The organism is Acinetobacter sp. Res13-Abat-PEC15-P4-01, assembly GCF_015676285.1.
Taxonomy (GTDB): Bacteria; Pseudomonadota; Gammaproteobacteria; order Pseudomonadales; family Moraxellaceae; genus Acinetobacter; species Acinetobacter nematophilus.
Genome location: NZ_JADAIN010000020.1, coordinates 214,901 through 238,861, shown reverse-complemented (window position 1 = coordinate 238,861; position 23,961 = coordinate 214,901). Strand labels below are relative to the sequence as shown.

Annotated in this window: 23 protein-coding genes; 10 read left to right on the top strand and 13 right to left on the bottom strand. The window is 37.4% G+C overall.

Annotated elements, in window-relative coordinates:
- The first annotated feature begins 85 nt into the window (after positions 1-85).
- The 3 genes from IMO47_RS08145 to IMO47_RS08135 all read left to right on the top strand — a co-directional run bounded on the left by IMO47_RS08145 (position 86) and on the right by IMO47_RS08135 (position 2,111).
- A complete protein-coding gene (locus tag IMO47_RS08145; protein WP_196075202.1) occupies positions 86-787 on the top strand; it encodes a hypothetical protein in 702 nt (233 codons plus the stop codon).
- A gap of 279 nt (positions 788-1,066) precedes the next feature.
- Complete coding sequence (locus IMO47_RS08140) at positions 1,067-1,639, top strand: SRPBCC domain-containing protein (RefSeq protein ID WP_196075203.1); 573 nt, start codon at positions 1,067-1,069, stop codon at positions 1,637-1,639.
- 1 nt (position 1,640) lies between these two features.
- Positions 1,641-2,111 carry a MerR family transcriptional regulator gene (locus IMO47_RS08135; RefSeq protein ID WP_196075204.1) on the top strand — a complete coding sequence of 157 codons (471 nt, stop codon included), beginning with the start codon at positions 1,641-1,643 and terminating at the stop codon, positions 2,109-2,111.
- A 636-nt stretch (positions 2,112-2,747) separates the two neighbouring features.
- Here the strand turns inward: IMO47_RS08135 and IMO47_RS08130 are convergent.
- Positions 2,748-3,317 (bottom strand): TetR/AcrR family transcriptional regulator, encoded by a 570-nt coding sequence (locus tag IMO47_RS08130; RefSeq protein WP_196075205.1) that lies wholly within the window; start codon positions 3,315-3,317, stop codon positions 2,748-2,750.
- A 260-nt stretch (positions 3,318-3,577) separates the two neighbouring features.
- Between IMO47_RS08130 and IMO47_RS08125 the strand changes: the two genes are divergently transcribed.
- A complete protein-coding gene (locus tag IMO47_RS08125; RefSeq protein ID WP_196075206.1) occupies positions 3,578-4,426 on the top strand; it encodes a hypothetical protein in 849 nt (282 codons plus the stop codon).
- 318 nt (positions 4,427-4,744) lie between these two features.
- Here IMO47_RS08125 and IMO47_RS08120 read toward each other — a convergent pair whose 3' ends face one another.
- Positions 4,745-5,386, bottom strand: a complete 642-nt coding sequence (locus IMO47_RS08120; RefSeq protein ID WP_196075207.1) for a cation transporter — start codon at positions 5,384-5,386, stop codon at positions 4,745-4,747.
- 166 nt (positions 5,387-5,552) lie between these two features.
- Here IMO47_RS08120 and IMO47_RS08115 point away from each other — a divergent pair, with 166 nt between their 5' ends.
- On the top strand, positions 5,553-5,957 hold the full coding sequence (locus IMO47_RS08115) for a Cd(II)/Pb(II)-responsive transcriptional regulator (protein ID WP_196075208.1): 405 nt from the start codon (positions 5,553-5,555) through the stop codon (positions 5,955-5,957).
- 31 nt (positions 5,958-5,988) lie between these two features.
- Here the strand turns inward: IMO47_RS08115 and arsB are convergent, their stop codons facing one another.
- Positions 5,989-7,035, bottom strand: coding sequence for an ACR3 family arsenite efflux transporter (gene arsB, locus IMO47_RS08110; RefSeq protein WP_196075212.1), 1,047 nt, complete (start codon positions 7,033-7,035; stop codon positions 5,989-5,991).
- A 6-nt stretch (positions 7,036-7,041) separates the two neighbouring features.
- Positions 7,042-7,365: a metalloregulator ArsR/SmtB family transcription factor gene (locus IMO47_RS08105; protein WP_196075209.1), complete on the bottom strand. Its 324-nt coding sequence runs from the start codon at positions 7,363-7,365 to the stop codon at positions 7,042-7,044.
- 103 nt (positions 7,366-7,468) lie between these two features.
- On the opposite strand from IMO47_RS08105, the gene arsC reads away from it, so the two are divergent.
- From arsC to IMO47_RS08090, 3 genes are all read left to right on the top strand, one after another.
- On the top strand, positions 7,469-7,897 hold the full coding sequence (arsC, locus tag IMO47_RS08100) for an arsenate reductase (glutaredoxin) (RefSeq protein WP_196075210.1): 429 nt from the start codon (positions 7,469-7,471) through the stop codon (positions 7,895-7,897).
- A 164-nt stretch (positions 7,898-8,061) separates the two neighbouring features.
- Entirely contained in the window at positions 8,062-9,462 is a 1,401-nt protein-coding gene (yegQ, locus tag IMO47_RS08095) for a tRNA 5-hydroxyuridine modification protein YegQ (protein WP_196074776.1), read from the top strand.
- Between the two features lie 9 nt (positions 9,463-9,471).
- Positions 9,472-9,723 carry a YfhL family 4Fe-4S dicluster ferredoxin gene (locus IMO47_RS08090; RefSeq protein WP_196074777.1) on the top strand — a complete coding sequence of 84 codons (252 nt, stop codon included), beginning with the start codon at positions 9,472-9,474 and terminating at the stop codon, positions 9,721-9,723.
- A gap of 246 nt (positions 9,724-9,969) precedes the next feature.
- Here IMO47_RS08090 and IMO47_RS08085 read toward each other — a convergent pair whose 3' ends face one another.
- Entirely contained in the window at positions 9,970-10,851 is an 882-nt protein-coding gene (locus IMO47_RS08085) for a LysR substrate-binding domain-containing protein (RefSeq protein WP_196074778.1), read from the bottom strand.
- A 114-nt stretch (positions 10,852-10,965) separates the two neighbouring features.
- Here IMO47_RS08085 and IMO47_RS08080 point away from each other — a divergent pair, with 114 nt between their 5' ends.
- On the top strand, positions 10,966-11,634 hold the full coding sequence (locus IMO47_RS08080) for an NAD(P)H-dependent oxidoreductase (RefSeq protein ID WP_196074779.1): 669 nt from the start codon (positions 10,966-10,968) through the stop codon (positions 11,632-11,634).
- Positions 11,635-11,778: 144 nt separating this feature from the next.
- Here IMO47_RS08080 and ahpF read toward each other — a convergent pair whose 3' ends face one another.
- Complete coding sequence (gene ahpF, locus IMO47_RS08075; RefSeq protein ID WP_196074780.1) at positions 11,779-13,344, bottom strand: alkyl hydroperoxide reductase subunit F; 1,566 nt, start codon at positions 13,342-13,344, stop codon at positions 11,779-11,781.
- A 405-nt stretch (positions 13,345-13,749) separates the two neighbouring features.
- Here ahpF and IMO47_RS08070 point away from each other — a divergent pair, with 405 nt between their 5' ends.
- Entirely contained in the window at positions 13,750-14,370 is a 621-nt protein-coding gene (locus IMO47_RS08070) for a DsbA family protein (protein ID WP_196074781.1), read from the top strand.
- An 89-nt stretch (positions 14,371-14,459) separates the two neighbouring features.
- On the opposite strand, the gene IMO47_RS08065 is transcribed toward IMO47_RS08070, so the two are convergent.
- The 7 genes from IMO47_RS08065 to cxpE form a co-directional block, all read right to left on the bottom strand.
- On the bottom strand, positions 14,460-15,377 hold the full coding sequence (locus tag IMO47_RS08065; protein ID WP_196074782.1) for a hypothetical protein: 918 nt from the start codon (positions 15,375-15,377) through the stop codon (positions 14,460-14,462).
- Between the two features lie 47 nt (positions 15,378-15,424).
- Positions 15,425-16,534, bottom strand: coding sequence for a toxic anion resistance protein (locus IMO47_RS08060; RefSeq protein WP_196074799.1), 1,110 nt, complete (start codon positions 16,532-16,534; stop codon positions 15,425-15,427).
- Positions 16,535-16,588: 54 nt separating this feature from the next.
- A complete protein-coding gene (locus IMO47_RS08055; protein WP_196074783.1) occupies positions 16,589-17,371 on the bottom strand; it encodes a tellurium resistance protein in 783 nt (260 codons plus the stop codon).
- 168 nt (positions 17,372-17,539) lie between these two features.
- Positions 17,540-19,978 (bottom strand): CSLREA domain-containing protein, encoded by a 2,439-nt coding sequence (locus tag IMO47_RS08050; RefSeq protein ID WP_196074784.1) that lies wholly within the window; start codon positions 19,976-19,978, stop codon positions 17,540-17,542.
- A gap of 10 nt (positions 19,979-19,988) precedes the next feature.
- A complete protein-coding gene (gene rbtA / locus IMO47_RS08045; RefSeq protein ID WP_196074785.1) occupies positions 19,989-21,797 on the bottom strand; it encodes a rhombotarget A in 1,809 nt (602 codons plus the stop codon).
- A gap of 176 nt (positions 21,798-21,973) precedes the next feature.
- On the bottom strand, positions 21,974-22,681 hold the full coding sequence (gene hda / locus IMO47_RS08040) for a DnaA regulatory inactivator Hda (RefSeq protein ID WP_004831456.1): 708 nt from the start codon (positions 22,679-22,681) through the stop codon (positions 21,974-21,976).
- 15 nt (positions 22,682-22,696) lie between these two features.
- The gene (gene cxpE, locus IMO47_RS08035) at positions 22,697-23,899 is read right to left on the bottom strand and encodes a chloramphenicol efflux transporter CxpE (RefSeq protein ID WP_196074786.1); all 1,203 of its coding nucleotides are present in this window, start codon (positions 23,897-23,899) and stop codon (positions 22,697-22,699) included.
- Between the last annotated feature and the right edge of the window lie 62 nt (positions 23,900-23,961).

Below are 23,961 nucleotides of genomic sequence, written 5' to 3'. Positions count from 1 at the left end.
TTAGCTTATTTTTTGGTAGCTTAAAATCTTAACACTCATTTTCTTAAATGCTATAAACAGAAGTATTAATTGGAAAGAGTAAAGTATGAATAAATTCAAGAATAAGTTTACATTGTCAATTTGCCTATTTTCAGCATGTTTAATGACTGGTTGTGCAACCTCAACCCTTTTAAATAAAGATAATGGTGTTCGTACACGTGCTGTCAAACAGGTTTTAACTTCAGATAATGTGGTTGCCTTTGGTAAACCCGCTTCAGGTCTTGCAGATCTACCTGCTGACAGCATCGTCATTGCTGGGCAAAAAAATAATTATGTATTAACCCAGGGTGGGACACGATTTGCCAAAGTCATTACGGGACTTGACCCCAAACTGATCCAAATTGATAAAGAACTGACATTTTATTCAGCAAAGAATGATGGTGAGTTTTCAGGAACGCTTCCGTTGCGTTACATCAAACTTTCTGAAGATGTGACCAAACAGGACCGTGAGTTTTTTATTGAAAATGGGGCTGAAGAATGTACAACCTCCAGTGACCAACGACTAAAAGCGCAACGTTTCTGTTTTAATATCGCATTGTCAGGCCGTATTTATCCACCTGCGTCAAACATTGCATCACTAAAAGCATTAAGCAAACCCTATCAAGTCAGTATCTACACCACACAACAGGTGACAGATTACTCAAAAGCAGGGGCGAAGACTGCAGATAAACTGGTGCTTTTCCCATTTGCGGTTGCTTTTGATGTCGTAACTTTACCCTTCCAAGCCATTCATAAAATTTTTGATTGAATATCATTATAAACAATGACATTGATCCTGTTTTTGTAAGTGATAGGTCTGATAAAACACTAAATTTTCGTTCTCAATGAAAATTTAGTGTTTTATGGCTGGCAAAATTCTATAAGAATCCCACCAAAAATTGAACTTTGCACATGGCAATCCAGACTCCCCTATTTAATATATTTTTTCAAATAGTGACTGGATCAAATAAATTCATTTAACACTTGAGCTTCGAGTTAACTCCAATCTTAGAATCAAATTTAACTCAATCAACAAAGAGGTTGTTTTATGCAGATTCTATATAACAAAGGCTACATGCTATTAGGCATAATTTTTATTTTATTGGCACTATTCATCACGACTTCCATCATGCCCACCAGACATGTTCGTATAGAAAGCAGGATCTTCATCAATAAGCCCATTGAACAGGTATGGGCACAATTCAAATGTGTCGATGCTTATTCACAATGGAATACTTTATTTGATATAGAAAAATTTCCAACACAAGTTGGGCAACAGATCAAAATTGATTTATACGATGAGAATGGAAAAGTAAAAATTCAAATGCAACCCGTTGTGCTCAGCTTAGAAAATTATCGTCTTGAATGGGAAGGAAAATTGTATGTCAATGGATTGTTTAATGGTCGTCATCAATTCATTTTTCAGTCATTGGATGAGAATACAACTGAACTTATTCAAGCTGAAGATTTCAAAGGGCTACTTATTCCATTTTTAAATCGAGCGATCATTCAACCAACATTACTCAATTTCAGAAAAATGAACGTATCATTTAAAACATATGTTGAAACATATAACTTAGATTCAAATCCATGTTTAGATACTATTGATGAGAAAAAATAAAATGAATATTAGTCAATTTTCAAAAAAGCATGGCGTATCTCCGGATACACTACGCTTCTATGAAGAATTAAAAATACTTGTCCCAGATCGATTGAAAAATGGTTATAGAAACTACCAAGAGCATCATGAACAGCAGATCAAATATATTATTGCGCTAAAAAGCATTGGTTTTAGCTTAATAGAAATCAAACATATCCTTGAGTTAAGTCAACAGCCAGTATCTGAAAGCTGCAATATACTTTCCAACCAACTCATTGATGAAAAACAAGCTTTGATTCACCAACAAATACAATTGCTCGAATATGGAAAAAACACCTTGGATCATCTCAAACAATATATCAAGGAGAATACCTTTATTCAAAACCAATCCAAAATTGAACAAATGATTGAAAATTTATATCAGTTGACTAAACAGGCGAAAGTTCAAAAACTTCTGCATGTAAATATTGAGCCAAACATAAAAATCAAATAGTCGGCAAAGAGATGGACTGTATTTATAGAGTTAACCATCCAGATTGGATGATGAACCCGACAGGTCAACAACAGTTAAACGCTGCATTTTATTGATAAGTTTGATTCAATTTATTTGCAACAATTGATTACAGCACTTTGGACCGTTTACTTTTAAAACTTAAATCGTTTTTTATCCGTTAAAGATAAATATTTGTTTAAATATGGATTAAGACCATAAATAAATCTGCAACAATAATCAATTAAACACAAAATCCGTTTAAAATTGGATATATTTTCTTCAAACCTTAGCCAATTGGTAAAAGATTAAACAAATTCACAAAGAAGCTGTTGTAAAAAACAACAGATTCTTTATAATTCATTCAAACAGACAAGTCTGTCTATTTAGCTGAAATAAAACCGAATGACATGTGCATTCAGAGGGTAAAAGAAATAAATATAAGAAGACGCTTAAGCATCTCATCATCTTAACGTTGATTGTGATTGCAATAAGCGTTAAGTACATAAGAAACTTATCAGCAAAGCGCGATAGCATAAAGTTATCGCGCTTTTTTATTTTAAAATTATACAGTGAAGCATCAGCTTAAAACTAGCATATGCTTCAATTCAACATAAATTGTCATGTGAATATTCAATATCAAGAAGCGACTGGCAGTTCCATTTGGATCAAGGTTTCTACTCTTTTCCAGTAATCGTCTAAACACACTTGCTTTGGATCAATCTGAGCTTGAATCGTCATTCCATCAAGGATACTCGACAAAAAGCCTGCCATTTGCACAGCCTGTTGAACTCCTAACTGTCGTAAAGCATGGCTGAGATGCCCTTTTAACCATTCCTTGTAATCAATAGCAGGCTGAAGTGATGATGGGTATATTTTTGAAATTTCTTCAACCGCTTTTTGGAACATACAGCCATTAAAATCTTCCGTATGGAACCAAGCGTTATACCAAACGAAAATTGCTTTGATGTGTGATAAATAATCATCGGGATCACACTTGGCTATTGCAGCATCCAATGAATGCTGCAAATTGTGATTTCTCGTCACCAAACACTCTTCAATCAATTTAGCTTTAGATGGAAAATACTTATAAAAAGTCATTTTTGCAACGCCAGACTCGCTAATAATCCGGTCTATACCGATAGAATTATAACTATAAGAATTAAAGAGATTCAGCGCTGTATTAATGATGTCCTCTTTTTTTGACATTTATTTTTACCTGACGTATAAAAATTTAAGATTAAAATTAAGGCATTAGCTTGAAAAAACAGCACATAAATACGCATTACTTCACGATACGCCTAGAATTATATCTTAAATTCACAACAACATAGAATTATTGAAAAAAAACGATGTAAGAGCAAATGCAAGTGCATGAAATATAAAATATTAAACTTGATTAAATACTAGCAAATTAATTTATTTTTGACTATGATAAAAACGGTAAAATTAAAATTTTAATGCAGCATATGAACACATTCTCTTTTACGCAATCAGAACATACTCGTCTTGAGTTGCTGCAGTTCATCCAAAATTCCTTAAAACCCGAAATATGGCAACAAAATACGCAAGCTGTCAATCATCTCAAGCAACTGACACAACACCATTCTCTATTTAAACATCCGATACTCGACCAACTTCACCAATGCCAATTTAGTCTGGATCAATTAAAGTTTATCCATATCAATTATTTTACTGCTATCGTTAAAAATTTTACCGATGCCTTGAGCATGGTCATCTACCAAGCGCACAAGCTGGAACAAAATTCAAATATCCTTGAAGAAAATAGAATTGCATCAAAAATTTATGCACGTTACTTGCTGTCGCTCAATTTAATTGATGAGTTAGGTTTCAATACCCATCAACTTGAACAAAGTTCAGCTGCCAAATCCCATCTGGTGTATTTCTTGAAATTAATGCAACAGTTAGGTCTAGACCCTCTGGATCAGAGTGAAACTCAAATCGAGGCATATGCACTGACAGAGTATATACAAAAAAATATGGATTCTTATGCTGAGCTTTTACTGATTTTGGCATGTACAGAACTGCAGGTGATCAAATTTAGTGAAGCATTGCGCAACAATATGGCGATTTACAACAGCATCTATATTGAGGGCTACTATGCATGTCATGGTCTAGCTGATCAGGATGCTTCAACACTTGCCAATGATGACAATCATCAAGATGATATTTGGACACTGCTTGCACAATGCTATTCCCTGGAGAATCAACAACATCTACTGCAAATTCAGTCAGAATATTTGGTTTTATGGAATAATTTCTGGAGCAAAATGAAAGTTTGTACTGCAACCATTTAATTTTTTGCTTTTTCATCAGGCAAATTTACCTGACATCACGCTCAGATTTTGCGGCATGGTGTAATCAAAGCCAGCGATACACAAGTAATCAGGTTATCTCCCTTGAAATACCCTCTAAAACAATATCAGGCTTTACTAAAAAAGTATCGGTTGCCGGTTTCTGCTGAGCATTTCTCTTTCGATGTTCACATAAAGTACTCCCCTAAATTGAAACCTGAATCATACACATCGTCTGTTTGATCCAAGTTTCTCATTCAGGATTGCCTTTCCGGCCATATTCAAACCGATGTTTTTATACTTTCCTGCCTGCTTTTCAATTTAACGCGACTCTAAAGCTTGTTGTGTGGAAGGACTTTGTTTGCGTTCTTGACTTGCTTTTTTAATCACCTGATATCCCCCCGTTAACCCTAAAGTTGCCATAATCACTGCGACAATCAAATCTGGAAACATGCTTCCCGTACCAAACACACCGATTGCAGCAAAAATTACCGCGATATTGCCGATTGCATCATTTCGACTACACAACCAAACAGACCGCATATTCGAATCACCCTCTCTGAATGCATAAAGTATGACTGCTGAAATCACATTGGCAATAAGTGCAAGTATGCCAATAGCTCCCATTGTAATGGCTTCGGGTGGAATTCCCTGCATATATGCATAAACAGTTTTAGCAATCACCACAAGTCCAAAAATTGCCATGACCGCACCTTTAAACAATGCAACCGTTGCGCGCCAGTACAAACTTGCTCCTAAAACTGCCAAGGAAACAGCATAATTGACAGCATCACCAAAGAAATCGAGTGAATCAGCCCAGAGTGCTGAAGAATGTGCATAAGCACCACCAAGTAACTCAACAAAAAACATCGCAAGATTGATAAATAAAGCAATCCACAATGCCGTTCTAAACTTGCTGTTGTTTTTTTGTGGTGCAGGTTCATGACTGCATGTACACGCCATGACACATCTCCTTAATGAAATATCAGTCGTTGATCCGTCTTTGTTCAAGCAACCGCATGACCTTTTTAATGCAATTGGAAGCGTTATAGACAATAATCAAATTAAGTTATACTGCTATTTAAAACTATGGAGTAAGTCCTAAGTCAAGCAAAATTGAGGAATCATCATGCAGCAATATTTAATCAGTGATCTTGCCAAAAAAACCCAGCTTTCGACTGATACCGTACGTTTTTACGAAAAAAAGCAGCTAATCCAGTCCTGCTATCGCGCAGAAAACAACTATAAATATTATGATGAAGATTGCTTAAAAAGACTGGTATTTATCAAGCGCTGTCGTTCTTTGGATATGACCTTACATGAAATTACCCAACTTCTAGAACAGATTCAGCATCCTGAACAGGATTGTAAAGTGATCGATCGATTGATTGAAGAACATATTCAACATGTCGAAGCTCGTATTCATGAATTACAAAATTTTAAAGCTCAATTGCAATACTTACGTCAATCCTGCTCATCGAATACCACCATTGATCACTGCCAAATCGTCAAAAAGCTGGAAGCCTCCGAATAATCGATTTATTTCTATGATTGCTGAGCCCCCTTTATTGAAATACGATTCTATTTAATTTTAATGATAGCCCGACCAATAAGATGAGTACTGGAACTTCGACCAAGGGACCAATGATCGTTGCGAAGGCAACAGGCGATGCCAATCCAAACGCAGCTACCGCGACAGCAAGTGCTAATTCAAAATTGTTGCCTGCGGCTGTAAATGAAATTGCTGTTGTTTTTGCATAATTATTCCCCATCCATTTACTCATGAAAAAGCTTAGAAAAAACATCAGTACAAAATAAAGAATCAATGGAATTGCAATTCGCAATACATCTAAAGGAAGACTGATGACCTCAGCGCCTTTTAAACTAAACATTGCTACAATGGTAAACAGCAATGCCAGTAAACTGATCGGGCTGAGTGCAGGAATAAAAATATTTTCATACCAAACCAATCCTTTCATTTTGACCAATATCGAACGAGTGAAAAAGCCCAAAAGAAATGGAATTCCCAAATAGACCAAAACAGCATGTGTAATCGTCCAGAACCCCACATCAATGACTTTACCTTCTACACCAAAATATGGAGGTAATACATCAAGAAATAACCAAGCATAACTACTAAAAAAGAGAATCTGAAAAATGCTGTTGAAAGCAACCAAAGCTGCAACGTATTGATTATCACCACCTGCCAAGTTATTCCATACCAATACCATTGCGATACAGCGCGCCAGTCCAATTAGAATCAACCCAGTCATATATTCAGGATACTGATGTAAAAAAATAATGGCTAAGACAAACATTAAACAAGGCGCAATCAACCAGTTTTGCAATAAGGATAAAACCAGTGTTCGCCTGTCATTAAATACCTGTGGCAGAGTTTTATAGTTCACTTTGGCAAGAGGCGGGTACATCATCAAAATAAGACCAATCGCAATGGGTATATTGACTGAATCCAAACTTAAATCATTTAAATTTGTCGATATCCGCGGGAAAAATATGCTGACAGCAATTCCTAATGCCATAGCCATAAAAATCCATACAGTCAGATAGCGATCTAAAAAAGACAATCCAGAAGTCTGCCGAGGGAAATGCATCATGATTTACTCACAGCAATGATTGATATTGATCAGAGCTGAAGGCTTTTTTATCGGGTTGTGATTTTCCAGGGCAATAATATTTAATATTTTGCTCGCCCACTCTGGAAGTTCAGGATTCAATCGGTAATACACCCATTGTCCTTTTCGTTCATCCAAGACAATGGATAGATTTCTCAACAAAGCCAAATGCCTTGAGATCTTCGGTTGACCTAAGTTTAAAATTTCCGTGATTTCACATACACAGACACTGTCTTTTGCCACCAGCATTTTTAAAATGTCTAGACGTGTCGGGTCAGATAAGCATTTAAAGAAATCTGTTTGATCCATGACAATTGCTCAATTTACTCATTATTCATATTTGCTATTGCGAATATACGCATATCCATATATAAATACAAGACCATCCTGTTGTCACAAAATCGTAAAATCCATGTCATCCCAAATTAAAATTTACCACAACCCTAACTGTGGAACCTCACGCAACACGCTTGCATTGATTCGCAATGCAGGAATAGAACCTGAAATCATTGAGTATTTGAATAATCCGCCAAGCAAACTACAGTTGATTCAACTGATTCAACAATCGGGTTTATCCGTCCAAGATGTGCTACGTAAAAACGTAGAAGTCTACATGGCTTTAAATCTAGAAAAACAGCAATACAACGAACATCAGCTCATTGAACTCATGCTGCAGCATCCCATCTTGATTAATCGTCCATTTGTCGTCACGGAGTTAGGTGTCCGTTTATGCCGCCCTTCTGAAATGGTTTTGGATATATTATCCGCCCCTCAATTACATCCATTTTCTAAAGAAGATGGTGAAATTATTATCAATCAAGCATTAAAAAGAATGAAATAATTTTTTAGACTTGCATAAAATAAACAAGAAATTAAACATAAGTTATTGAATAAATTGTTTTTTAATTAAAAATCAACCTAATAATCCTGAGTGTTTTACTAGGTTGAATCTTATTTTTAAACCCTTACAATAAAACCATATTTTTAGTATGCCTTTAGATTTTTATGCGCATCTCTCACATTACAGAACTTCTCTCTCCAGCAGGTTCACTGAAAAACATGCGTTATGCATTTGCCTATGGTGCTGATGCAGTATATGCAGGTCAACCTCGCTATAGTCTGAGAGTCCGTAATAATGAATTTGATCATGCCAATTTAAAAGTTGGAATTTCCGAAGCACATGCGCTGGGAAAAAAATTTTACGTTGTGGTCAATATTCAGCCACATAATGCTAAATTAAAAAACTTCATTCGTGACCTGACACCTGTCATTGAAATGCAACCTGACGCACTCATCATGTCCGATCCGGGCTTAATCATGATGATTCGAGAGCACTTTCCACATATGCCGATTCATCTGTCTGTACAAGCAAATGCAGTCAATTGGGCAACTGTGAAGTTTTGGAAAAACATGGGGCTGACTCGTGTGATCTTGTCACGCGAGTTATCAATCGAGGAAATTGAAGAAATTAAGCAGAATGTACCTGATATGGAAATTGAAGTTTTCGTACATGGTGCACTTTGCATGGCTTATTCCGGTCGTTGCTTACTTTCAGGCTATATGAATAAACGTGATGCAAATCAAGGCGCTTGCACCAATGCATGTCGCTGGGAATATAATATTCACGAAGCAACAGAAGATGCATCTGGGGATGTCATTCCAGTCCAGTCACTGGAGACAGCATCAGCATGTTGCAACAATAAAGATGCCAACGAGCAACACGCCATACAACAACATCAATTTGGCGAGCCGGTTTTATTACAACGTCATGAAGAAGACATGTTTGCTGCCGAAGAAGATCAGCATGGCACCTACTTCATGAATTCTAAAGACTTACGTGCAGTACAACATGTAGATCGCTTAACCAAAATGGGCATTCATTCTTTGAAAATTGAAGGACGCACCAAATCTTACTTCTATTGCGCAAGAACAGCGCAAATCTATCGTAAAGCGATTGATGATGCACAATCGGGTAAACCATTTGACTGGGCTTTGATGAAACAACTCGAAGGTTTAGCTAATCGTGGTTATACCGAAGGTTTTTTACGTCGACATGTGCATGCTGAATATCAAAATTATGAAACAGGCTCATCACGTTTTGACCATCAACAATTTGTCGGCGAAGTGCTGGAAAGAAATGATGACTACATCAAAATTGATGTGAAAAATCGTTTTGTGGTCGGGGATTCTCTGGAGCTGATGACAACATCGGGCAATATTAGCTTTAAGCTTCATCAGATATTGGACAAAAAAAGACAGCCTATTATGGATGCAAAAGGATCCGGGCATATTGTCGAAATTCCTATTCCTGCGGATGTTGATATGCAATATGCCTTATTAATTAGAAACTTACCTAACTCAACTGCTGATATTTCAGCGTCATCATTGGCTTACCAGGCAGTATAGGATATTGAAATGGCTTTAATGATTACTGACAAGTGTATCAATTGTGATATGTGTGTTGCAGAATGCCCCAATCAGGCAATATTTGAAGGTCAAGATATTTATGAAATCGATAGCGAACGTTGTACAGAATGTGTTGGATTTTATGATCGCCAAACTTGTGTAGATGTTTGTCCTATTGAATGCATTGTTCAAAATCCTGAGCACATTGAAAGCAAGGCACAACTGTTAAATCGTTTTCACTATCTAAGTTTTTTTGGATAAAAATATTTTCCAAGAAATGCTGATCTTGGAACGTATATTGCTTTATTAATATGTCAGCAAATAACAAGAACAATAAACAACATGGAATTGAGCAGTGGCAGCGCAGCTCATTAACAGGGTAAAACAATAAGATTAAGGAGAAGCTAAGGTGTGTTTGGGGGACACTTTAGCTTTTTCTTATTTAAATGGTTAATTTCACTTTTAGGGACCAACGAATACCTTAATTTTTATGAAAAAATTCCAAGCCTAAACAAAACTTTGAGAAAATTTTTCTTTGCACCAATTTTTCACTTCATTCACAACAGAATCAGCATCGGGTGGAGTCAATAGATAATAATTCCAAGCCGGTTCACTATATGCTGAAACGATTTTCATACGCCCCTGTTTTAAGTCATTTGCAATTGCTGTACGACTTAATAATGCCACACCTTGCCCTGACAATACTGCCTGAATTGCATGACTTTCCTGAGTATAAAAAACTTGTGGCTGTCCGGCATGTATCTGTAATCCACGCTTTTCAAACCATTTTTGCCAATTGACCAAATTGGGGCAGTATTCATCTCCCCAAGTAAAGTGAATCAATGGAACAGTCTTCCAATTCATTTCTTGTATATTCAGCGATGGATGCCCGACAGCAACATATTCATCGGTGGCCAGTAGTTCAGTAGTAACATGCTGATAGCCTCCTGAACCGTAGCGAATCGCCAAATCGTAGAGACCGGAATTCATATTGACCAAATCATAGCTCGCATGTACGCGAAACATAATATTGGGAAAGCGGTTTTGTAATTCCGGTAAATGCGGAATGATCCACTCACTTGCAAAAGACGGGATCGTTGTAATCGTAAAAAGCCGTTGTTTGTGTTGTTCAAGTTGATGTAAAGCCGATTGAATCTGTTCAAAACCAGTGCGCACATGTTTCAGCAAGAACTCGCCTTCTGGGGTCAGCGTTATTGATCTTATGCGTCGTTCAAAAAGCTGTAAATTTAATTGTTGCTCTAACTTTTTGATGCGATGGCTTAAGGCAGTGGGTGTCAAAAAAAGTTGATCCGCTGCTTTTTTAAAGCTCAGTTCTTCTGCGACATATTGAAAAGCCAATAATTGTTCGAATGCATTATGTAAAGCCATAAGACCACATATATAAATGAATTTAATTCATTTATAACATGTATTTTTATCGTTTGTCGTTTTTTTCGAATTAAATAAAAATCATATTCAATACATTAACAACAGCGTATTAATATGGCAAACATTCTGAAAATAGATACCAGTTTAAGAAGTGGTATTTCTGGAACACATCCACATGGTTCTTTAAGCCGACGTTTAACAGCGTTATTTATTCAACAATGGCGTGAAAATGATTCATCTATTGAGGTTAAGTATCGTGATCTAGGACAAAATCCCATACCTTATATTGATGAAGAATGGGTCATTTCAGAATTCGGCTACGCAGAATCCGAAGAAAAAGCACAACAACGCTTAAAACTCAGTGATGAACTGATTGAAGAAATACAATGGGCGGATGTAATTGTACTGGGCGTACCCATGTATAACTTTGGACCGCCTGCCCATCTAAAAGCCTATATTGACCACTTGGTACGCATAAATAAAACCTATTCTTTTGATCCCACCAAAACACAACCATACTCAGGTTTGTTAGATGATCAAAAAACGCTGATTATTCTTTCTGCACGAGGCTCACACGACTTTGATTCAGCCGATGCACCTTTTGCCAACCATGTGGAGCCCTCTATCAAAACCGCATTTAATTTTATTGGCATCAGAAAAATTCATGAAATTGCCATTGAACATCAGGAAACTGGCGGCAGCTTGCTAGAAAACTCCATACTTGCCGCTGAAGAAAAAACCCGAACACTGGTTAGAAATCTACAGACACAAACACCCCCATAAAGTCATTCAACACCTATGACAAAAAAAGGAATTGAGCTGTTAGCAACTCAATTCCTATCAAGGGTAAAACAATCAGTTGAATAATTGCAAAATCAAAGCGTTTAATGGACCAGTCTGGTTTTGCCACTCAACAATCTTCAGTCATTATTGACCTGAACGAATAATATAATCAAATGCAGATAACGACGCTTTTGCCCCCTCACCCGCAGCGATGATAATTTGTTTATAAGGTACTGTTGTACAGTCGCCTGCAGCAAAAACACCTTTCACATTGGTTTCATTGCGATCATTCACTACAATTTCATTTCGATTAGAAAGTTCAACAGCGGTTTCTTTTAGGAAATCTGTATTTGGCAATAAACCAATCTGTACGAATATTCCAGCAAGCTCAATGATGTGAAGCTCATCAGTCGCACGATCTTTATATTTCAAGCCTGTCACGACCGAACCATCACCAATCACCTCTGTAGAAAGTGCATTCATGATCACTGTAGTATTTGGCAAGCTATTGAGCTTATCTTGAAGTACTTGGTCAGCACGAAGTTTGGTATCAAACTCAATTAATGTCACATGCTCAACAATACCTGCAAGATCAATCGCGGCTTCCACACCTGAGTTACCACCACCGATTACAGCAACTTTTTTGCCTTTGAACAATGGACCATCACAATGCGGGCAGTAAGCAACACCACGTGTTTTATACTCTTTCTCGCCTGGTACATTCATTTCTCTCCAACGCGCACCTGTTGATAAGATGACTGTTTTTGATTCAAGTTTTGCACCATTTTCCAACTCAACTTCGACCAAGCCATTGACTGTTTGATCTGCACCTACAATGTTTTTAACTTTTTGCAAGTTCATGATGTCGACGCCGTACTCACGTACATGAGCTTCCATATCAGCACCAAATTTAGGACCTTGGGTTTTCTGAACTGAAATAAAGTTCTCGATATCCATGGTGTCCATGACCTGACCGCCAAAGCGTTCTGACACAATACCAGTACGAATGCCTTTACGTGCAGCATATACCGCAGACGTTGCACCCGCAGGTCCACCACCGATCACCAATACATCGAATGCATCTTTGGCATTGAGTTTCTCAGCATCTTTGGCTGCAGCGCCACTGTCTAGTTTGGCAATGATTTCTTCTAGAGTCATACGACCTTGACCAATATGTTCACCATTTTGGAAAACCATCGGTACAGCTAAAATTTTGCGCTCTTCAACTTCATCTTGGAAGAATGCCCCATCGATCATGGTTGCGGTCGTACCAGGGTTGTTAATGGCAATCAAGTTCAATGCCTGAACAACATCTGGACAGTTGTGACAACTTAAAGAGACGAATACATCAAAGTCTGCAGTCAGATTTAAGCCTTTGACTTGTGCCAGAACTTCATCAGAAACTTTGGGCGCATAGCCAGAAACTTGCAACAAAGCCAAGATCAGTGAAGTAAATTCATGCCCCATAGGCAAGCCGGCAAAGAATACACGTGGCTGCTCACCCACTTTTGCAATACCAAAGCTAGGCTTACGTCCATTTTGACCATCAAAACGTGCTGTCACTTGATCTGAAAGCGCAGCAATTTCAGTCACCAACTCTTTAATTTTATCTGACTTCTCAGAGCCATTTAAAGAAGCAATGATTTCGATTGGGCTTTCGAGACGCTCTAACAAAGTTTTTAATTGAGCAGAAGTATTTGTATCTAACATGCTAACAATCTCCAAGGGAGTAAATTTATTTCGTTAAATGTATATTACGACTATTTAAAAAATAGATAAAACAGTTTGTTTTCATTAAATCAATCGGTTTTTTAGTTTAACAATAATCCGACTCATTTGCATCACATGTTCCCCTGTTTATTCAGTACAAGTATTTAACTGTATTGTATATCGGGACATTCACGATAAAATCAATCAATCAGGGCAATTCTTCAAAACTTAAAATTAGATTAATATTCAATAAAAATAATATTTTTGCGACCATGTTTCTACAAAAAACTCTGCGCAGAGATTACACAAAGTTTTAAGCTAAATTGATGGTGTCGTTTCTCCTATTAAGTACAACAACGTGTACTTATTCACAATTTCCAAATACAGATGTGATGAGGTAAAACAATGAAAATAGAGTTTGTGTTCGATATCGTCTACCCAATGAGTTATGTTGCATTTGAAAAACTCAAACAACACTGGAATCAACCAACGGCGAAAAAAATCGAATTATTACCTGTGCAAGTTTTACCTGAAATTCCGGAACAGGGTTTAGATATTTATCAATATCTGACTGAAAAATACGGAACCAAAGAAGCTGATCGTAAACTTGATATGGCAAAATTTGCTGCATATAGTCAAGACTTGACTGTAGATATCGAGCATATGAAACGTATGCCCAATAGTCGCTTGGCGCATCAGGCTATTTTAGCCTTGGATAATGTCTTTGATCAGTTTGCTTTAACCCAGGCTTTATTTCACGCTATTTTTGCGCATGGTAAAGACATTGCCAATCCTGAAATATTAAAACAAGTCATTGAAGGCATGGGACTGGACGGCACTAAAGTTCTACGTTCAATTCAACATAAAGAAGTTGCAGACAAACAAGCTGAAATTACCCAATATGTCCAAGGTTTTGGTAAACATCCAACACCATACTATTTGGTTGATGGTGAAATTTGGGATAAAACCTTTGATACACTTGAACTTAAGGAACTTATTACTCAACGCGCGAAAGATCTAGCCTAGTAAATTCCGGTCACACATTAAAAAGCACTTGGCGTCAAAACAAAAAGTGCTTTTTTGCTTAGATGCCCCCTGTATGTAACAGGTAAACATTAACTTATCCGATGACCAATCCGCTGTAATCGTTTGCTCATTCGATATGCGATCAAATAGATGAATAAGCCTGATAATAAACCCATTGCCCCAATCGCCCATAACAGCTTCTCGACGATATTAGACCAAAAATTTGCTCGATTCACTTGAACTTCAACGCCTTTGGCAAGTGGAGACAGCGCTTGGTTAAACACTTGATGCTGAATCGTCCATAACTGTTCTGGTTTAAATCCATATTCTAAGAATTGAGGGTCGCCTTGCTCTGCTTTGATGAGCTTTTCTGCATAGACTGTTGCAACCACTCGATCTACAGGTTTATGCATTAATGCTGTCTGTGCCAATAAATAGTTTTGTACAGGTTCAGGTAATTCAGATTTGCTGAGATATTGGTAAATATTACTGTGTTGAATATTCTGATCATAATGAACAAAAGCTTTCAGCTCTTTGTCACCTTCATCTTTTAGATCATATTGTATATAAGTCAAACCTGACCATATCACAATAAAAGCAATTAACCATGCCACACATTTGAGAATAAAAGATTGCAGACGAATCAAAAAGAATTGCAACTTTTTAAGTAATTTAATGACAAAAAATGCACCAATGAAAGAAATAATCAATTTTAAAATTAACCAACCTAACCAAGAAAACGCGTTCATCAGATAGTCAGGCTGATAAATTGCGTCTCTTAATTGCTGATCAACCATATAAGGCAGATGCAGTTGATGCACATGTTGAGCAACCCCAAACATGTTAAAAACCCATTCCTGCTGAAAAAATAATGAAATCAAACCTGCAACACCAACCGCTGACAAAATTACAGCCGCCGCCGTAAGATTCCACTTACGGCGCTGTAACATTTTTAATCCATGTTCTATTTGCTGAATATCTACAGCATGTTGATTATTTTCAGTCAAGTATTACACCTTTATTCACGACATCAATGAGCACATTTAAAATTGATTCAAGATTTTTGTGCAGTATTGTCCAAAACCAACTGCTGTAAATTCGACTGCAAAGCTTTAATTCGGGTTGAAGCCTCTTCACGCTTTTGCATGCCTTCTTTTTGTATCTGAATCACATCATTCACTGTTTTAATGAGGGTGTTTTGAACATGTTCAAGCGTTTCAATATCAATCACCGAGCGTTGATTGGCTTTGGCGGTATCTACTGAATTTTGATGTAACAAATCCGCATTGCGTTTTAACAACTCGTTGGTTGCATCATCAATCGTATTGGCAAGTTGTACGCTGTTGCGTTGTTCATTTAGCGATATCGCTAAGCTAATTTGGTTTTTCCAAGCAGGCAGTGTGATATTTTTAATGGCATAGAATTTATCAACCAACATCATATTATTTGACTGAATGATTCGGATCATCGGCAAAGTTTGCATGGCGGACTGTTGCAGAACCTGTAAATCACTGACTCTTTTTTCTAGATTATTGGCTAAATGGTTGAGATCGTAGACACGCTGATTGATTTTTTGATCTTGTTCTTGCACAGATAAAGTCGCAATCTCTTGTTGTACCTCTTGTTGTTTGATTCGTCCAGCAGCAATATAGATACCCAACTGGCGATATTCTTCCTGCACACCATTAAACATGCGATCTAAGGTATCTACACGTGCTTTCAAACCCGTTTGCGAAGTTTCAATTTCTTTAACCAGTGCGTCAATTTGTTCTTTGGTGGTATTAAAATGTTGGTCAAAACTCTGTTTCGCACCTTTAAACTTATTTAAGAGACTGCCGATAAATCCTGAACTTTTCGATTGATTCAAAATACTCGATGTATTGAGCTGCTGCGCAACTTGTACGACTTCATTTAACTTTTGCCCCGTCACATCGAGGTCTTTATTTTTAACCAGATTCAACAATTCATCCGTATAGGACGAAGTTTTAGTTGCAATATTTTTTCCGTACTCTGCAACTGCTGCATGGTTGATATTTGCCAAATCTTTATGAGCATTGACCACCTCATTAAAATCCTCGGTATTTAAACCGATCTCTTTGAGATTCAATTGTTCAAATTTTTGAATTTCCAATGGAGAGTTTGATTCTGCTGTCGTTGACGTCATAGAATCCGCTGATGTTTTTAATGGTTGCTGATTCGAATCGCTCATAGATCTACCCTATTTATTTTCTAATGATTTCTTTAAAGATTGAATTAATTTATCACGACTTTTATCAAGTTCTTCAGTCGTCACCAAAGAATTTTGTGCACTGCTCTGTCTGACATGATACTGCCATGCAGGAATCAAAACTTGCTGTGCTTCATTAAAGCGGTCCAACAATGTTAAGGAAAGTTGTTGCGTTAACTGCATCTGAGCCAATGCAATATCATTACTGGCTTGTAAAGTCTGCAAAGTGTTGATCTTTTTTGACAAACGTTCTGAAAAATTATCCAAGGGATGACGTTGCTGCACAAATACAGGGTATTCATCTAAAAATTCCTGTGCTGCGCGAATATATTTTGCCATTTGCTCTCTTAAACCATTGGCTTGTTGGAAACGAGATTCTGACTTTTGAATTTCAATTTGCAATCGTTGACTCAGTTGTTTGGCTTCATCAATTAAACTTTCTAAATCCCGTAAATATTTTACTTGCCCGACGCTAAACTCTAAATCCAAACCTAACCACTTTTGCAAAGCATTAAATTTTCTTTGGTTCAACTTTGTCTTTGATACAGATAACTGTTCAATAATTTGGGCAATAATTTGACTTAACTTTTGTGTCAAACTCGGATCTATACTTTTTAACAGTACGGACTGTGCTTGAATCAATTGATCCGCATACAAATTGAGTCGGGTTTGATTATCCAGCAATGGAACAAGATCATTACGTTTAATTGAAAGCAATTCATCAGCATTACAAGAAATCTGTTCAAGGGGGGTCAGTACAGTAAATTGTTTCATATCAGTTCAAAATGAATAACTTTTCAATGATTTAAGGGAAATCTTCAGACTACCCTCTCTAATTAAAACTTATAATACAAATTCAGCTTAAAGCCTAACTAAATAGCAAAAAATATACAGACATAAAAAAACCAGCTTCGAAAAACTGGTTTTTATACATCTAAATGACTATTTCGCCTGTTTATGCAACTGATAGCGACGATATCCCAGCAATCCGAACAAACCCAATATGCTCAACCATCCAAACGCACCACCACCACTGACACGCGGACTGCCTGGTGCAGTGCCTGAGTTTTGCAATTTCACTGTTGCTGAATTCGAAATTTTTCCATCTGCATCATACACATAGTAAGTAAAATTATAACTGAATGGATCAAGCGTACTTCTGAGCTGGATATGCACCTTACCGCTGTAACAGGTATATTTACCGTCATCACCCGGACACGGTCCACTACGGTCTGCCGTAATCACCACAGGGTCAATGCTGTTTGCAATTCTAACTGGAAGCTCAATCCCTTCTGGATTGACATAGAATTTTGGTTTATTCGGTTTTGCAGTTAAAGCTGCAACATTTCCATCACCATCATCATTGGCATATTGCAGTAAATCAACATCCAATGGTTTGGTTGAACCATATTCGATATTCAATGTTGCATCTTTAGCGATTGGTGCAATATTGGTAAAACTACCAATGATATAAGCTGAAGATTTTATACTTGGATCTGCAATTAATTGTAGTTGATAGCTACAGAATTCATTATCACCTGAAGGTGTCACATTATCATTGATACGCCACAGCATGATTCTTTTCAGGTTCGGATTCCATTCACATTTAAAGTTTGGATCTTCTTTACCAACGAATACCTTTTTATCATTCAATGTGCCTACGCCAAGCGCTTTAACGGTTACGGTGTAGTTGTCCGTGTTTAGGTGTTTGACTACACGTGTATCTTGACCATTTGCATTTTTCGTTACGATCTCAGCAGGTAGATTCGCGGCAAAAGGATCAACAAATATGGTCCGATATTTCTGATCAGATTTGGTATATTTGATTAAGTTACTATATGTCTCCGATTGAATTTTATAGAACGGAATATAATCTTTATTGGTCGCTGGATCTTCCAGCAACTTATTATAGTTATCCAGTATGGTTTGATATGACTCCAACATGGTGACGACGGAACTATTGGATGCACTCAGGTTATTCGCTGTTAAACGTAAAACCTCGGTTGATCCCATATCACAGGAGTTAGCAACATCATTTTCACCATTTGAATTTTCCGCAATGACACGAGTTACACCACGCTGATCTTTACCACTACAGCCTGTATAACCGATATCTACCAGATCTTTGTCTGTGCCTAAATTCTTAGGAAAATACATCGGCATGAACCCAGTAGATTCACTAGGTGGCTCAAGTTCATTCAAGAGTGTTGAGAAGTTAATATTACTGACATCAAAGGTATTGTCCTTGCCATCTTTCCTCACATCTTCTGCCACTTCACACTGATCATTTCCAGCAGACATTGTCAAAGCATTATAGGTGAGTACAACACCAGATTTTTCAACCTTGGTGACATCACCATCTGCATAACGACAAGACTTTCCAGTATTGTAGGCCAATATATTGTTACTTAATGCTTTTATTCCATTAAAGCCATATAACAATGTCGACCATGCACTATTTCTAACAATAGTATTACTGATTAAACTTAAAGCAGAATTGTCACTCAAATTCACCTTTCCTTGCGGGGTCGTTTGCGTGAATTGAATAATACTGCCTTGATTTGAATTTGCCACATTGTTGGTAATTGTATTGGCGGTAAATGTGACTGAAGGTTGTCCACAAAAGCTAAACATACTTAGGCTATTTTCAGATCCATTTCTCAGAAAACTTGCGTAGTTAATTCCGATAGTGCGTGTCGTAAATCCTAAATTATCTGAACATGTCATCCCAAGTACACTGCCTTGGTCCGCGTTATTCCCGTCGAAAACACCATAATTGATATTGAGTGAACTGGTCACATCATTTAAATAAATCGCGCCACCGACTTTCGCCTTGGAATTCAGGACGGTAACATTATTTAAAGTCAGTGCCCCGCCCGCATAAATTGCTCCACCAACACTGTAATTGCTGTCAGTTAAACTTGAACCATCTTTTAAAATTAAATCGTTAAGCACCAGACTCGGTTTGTTTTCATAGATGGTATTAAAAATACGCGAACTGCCTTGACCAGAAATTGTGGTTTTAATTGGCGTTGCAGCCGGAAACTGATTGGTCAACACATCAGGACGGGTATAATCACCTGGTTCTTTCCCAACAATTGATACATCTGAATTAGGTCTAAGCTCTTTATTTAACTTATACTCTCCTGCTTCCAATTGGATCACGTTAGGCACTGTAGAATAGACTTGTCCTGCACTACAGCCGCCATAAGCTTTGTGTATAGCAGCAGCATGTAATGCTTCTCTCAAAGAACACTTGTCGGGATTTGTCCCATCTTCATCATCAAAAGTCGTGACATAAATCGTTTTATCTTCTGCCGCCATTAATGACATCGTCGACAATATAACAACTGTCAGAAATCCTTTTTTATAGTTTTTCATAGCAAATCCCTTACTTATTCTTTAAACGTCGATAGCCTGCTAATCCGAGAAGACCTACGATAGAGAAGAACCCAAGACTTCCGCCCGATGTTTTGACTTTATAATCCTTAAAATCATCAGGTTTTCTCTGTACAACTCGTGCAGGTATAGTGATATAAGGGTTATCTGATTTATTAAAACTTGTTGTGGATGTCACAACACTAATTTTAAATTCATCTGAACCTTGCCAGTTCCCATTTGGGGTATAGACCAAATCACCTGCTTGATCAATCACTAAGCTACCCTTAGACGGGGTATTGGTTTGAACTGTTTTGAGGCATCCGATTTGCCATGGTTTGCCATTGTCATCAACATCTCGATTGAAAATCTGTTTACATTTTTCTGGGCTAACCAACTCGCCATCCTGCAACTGATCGGCAATCGAAAACTTAGCTTTTTCACCATAAAGAATGTCTTGTCCAACAATTGAAATATTACTCGTGTCAATCACCAGCTCAATTGAACCGCGATCACATAATTCAGCATTTATATCTCTATTCTTGCCACGTTGATCAGTTGTTGAGCATGACAATATTTTATCTTGTACAGCAGGTCCATGATTAATAATCAACGAATCTTCTGCCGAATTGTAACTTGGTAAAATTCTCGGTAAGAAATATCCCAAGGCGATCTTAGAAGACTCTGCAAAAGGACATAAAATACCATTGGTACTATAGTCACATTTACCTTCAGTCGTTGAGCCAGCAATCAATTGAGCATTACCCAGTGCAGTAGATTTAAACCCAGTACAGCCTGATGAATATAGGTTATTACTGATCTGTTCAGCTTCTCCCCCTGCCACCACAGTACAATCTTGTGCGCCATTTTGCGCAATAATACTATTGGCAACATAACCTTTTTTCTGCGGTGCGTTCACAATCAAGCCCATGCTGTTTAAAATCATGGTGATATTGTTGACCTGCATCGCATCATAGATTTTAACCACATAACCTTTATTGTTAAAAATGGTACTGGTTACAATTCCAAACGGAATGGAGGAACCTATTGCTTTTAATGCATCTTCAGAGAATTGATTTTGTGTTTCAAAATTTGAACTGTTACTGTTGCTTGTTTCATTGTCTCGAATCAATGATTGAGAAATGATAAATGACGGCAATTCGGTATAAATGACACCGCCCTCTACTGCCTTATTGCCTTTCATTAAAGTTTTTGACAATGACACAGAACTGAGCGAGGTATTTGCAGCATATATACCTGCATTATAAATTGCACCACCTTGTCGTGCAGAACCGTCTAACAGTTGCCCATTGCTGATACCCAGTGATTCTTTGTTATAAATCAAACCACCTTGATCCGCACAAATCGACTGTCCACATCCTTTTAATGTAATTTCATCAAAAGAAACTTTCAGCATCGCAGGAGGAGTGGTTGCGTTTGGGTCATTTGCTTTTTCGATTTGAAACAAACGGTCTTTACCCACCATTTTAATGATGGCATTTCGTTTACCAACAATCGACTCATTATCATTGACATTGGTTTGATAGTCAGAACCAAATGCCACATCTTTTAAAATATGAATTTGCTTTGTCAGTGAATATTCTTTATTTGCCTGCAACATGATTTTTGCTGTTGCATCTTTACCACCGCATCCGTTATAGCCAGCTTCAGGCATGCCCTGATTGACGTATTCAACTGCTTCCCTTAATGAACACTGGTCATCAGCTTTTACAATATCATCTGTTGTTGTTACAGTAATATTTGCACTGAATGCATGACCAGTAATACATAATAATCCTAAGCCTATGCCCCGTTTGAGCATTATAGTCTCCTTGATTTCTTTTAATTATTTCTTATTAGCCAGCATAATGCTTTGCTATCAGTCCTTTTTGCGTACTTTGTCACAGCTAATAAAAATTCTCAAGAATTTTTATTTTTACACTGTCGATCACACATCAAATCAAACACAGATCAAAAATTACTATAAAATACAAATAATTATTGTCTATATTCATCAATCAATGCATAGAGTTGTCTTAGCGTCGCATGAGATAATTTGGTTTTCTCACCCTTCAATAACTTTTCTAGTTGATCCACAGATTGCAGTAGTGTACTCGTTTGATGTGGTCCATGTAATAGCAAATATTCCGTTATTTGCGGGTCAAAATGTACACCCCGACGTTCCAAGACAGAATGTAATAATGCATGACGATCTGCATAAGACTGTCCACTGGGTACTTTTACACTTACCGCCTGGGTCAAACGTGATTGTAAATCAGGAAGTTCGAGCTTTAATTCGATAGGTGCGAATCTCGATGAAAACACCAACTGCCCGCCATCTTCGTTATTATTGTTGATGAGATGGAAAACTGCTTTCTGCCAATGCGGCACGCCACTGATCGCCTCAATATCATCCAAGGCAACGAGATCATAACTTTCTAATGACGTAATTGCTTCTATGGGCGCGTCCAACAACTCCAATAAAGATACTTTTATTGCAGACTTACCAATTTCTAAATAAGAATCACAAATTGCAGAGAGTAAATGGCTTTTTCCAGTTCCAGCACCACCATAGATATAGAAACGATTCATCAAGCCCGCATGAAGCTGACGCACAGCATCAATTACAGGTCCCCAACCTGGTCCAGAAAAATCACTAATTCTGGCATCCAGTTGTGGTTCTATATCCAACTGTAATTGACGCATATATTCAAATCATTCCTAAAGTGGATTTTGATCAGTTTTAATCGATTCATCAGTATCTTGCGTGTTTTTGACTTCAATATCAAGATCAACTTTATCGCTTTCAACTGAAATTGTCTCGGAACTTCCAGTATTTTGTATGGTCACCAGCGTGCTTTCTGCCTTGTAAAACTGACTTCGCTGATATAACTCTTTGAGATGTTTCAATAAAACCACGATCACAGCAGCCACAGGAAGCGCAATCAACATCCCAACAAAGCCGCCTAATTGCGCACCAGCAAGTACAGCAAAAACCACAGCGACTGGCGATAAACCAATTTTATCCCCAAGAAGGAAAGGTTGCAGGATGTATCCTTCGATCAATTGCCCAACACCAAATACTGCTAAAACCATCAATAAATGTTTTACATCAAGCCCAAATTGGAAGAAACAGGCAATAATGGCGGCAATAATACCTACACCAAAACCCAAATAAGGAATAATGCTGCATAGACCTGCAATCATCCCAATAATCAATCCGACTTCCAATCCAACCAACTGTAAGCCAACTGCATATACGATGCCCAACAAGACCATGACTAAAAATTGACCTTTGACAAAAGCACCCAAAACACTATGACATTCAGCAACAATATTTAAAACGCTGTTTTCATATTGGCGCGGAATAAATCCCTTCATGCTTTCCAGCATACGGTTCCAATCGAGCAGGAAATAAAAGGCAATAATTGGAATTAAAACAATCGTACCGCCAATCGAAATAAAACTCAGTCCAGATTGTGCTATTTTCAACGCCATAGATTGAATACTGTCTGCGCTATAGTTGGTTTGCACATAGTCCATGACCACTTTAGAAATCTGATCTGTATCAAGCTCCATGTGTTCCACATTAAAATTATTGGATAACCACGGTAAAAAAGTCGCATTCACCCAATGAATTCCAGCAGGGATACTGTCACGCGCATAGATTAATTGTTTCCAAACCAAAGGCACCACAAACCAAATTGCCCAAGTCAGCAGTACACCGATTCCAACAAATACCACTGAAATAGACAACCAGCGCGGTAAAAATTTACTCAGCTTTTCAACAACTGGGCTAAACAGATAAGCTACGAGAAATGCAGCGACAAATGGAATCACTACAGGTTTCAGTAAGTACAAAATCCATAGAACAAAAGCGATTGCAGCAAGAATAAAAATTCGTTTTAAAGTCCGATCATGCATCGAATCACGCCTTTTTCAAATTTAATCATTATTGAGAGTAAAATATTTTAATAAAGATAACA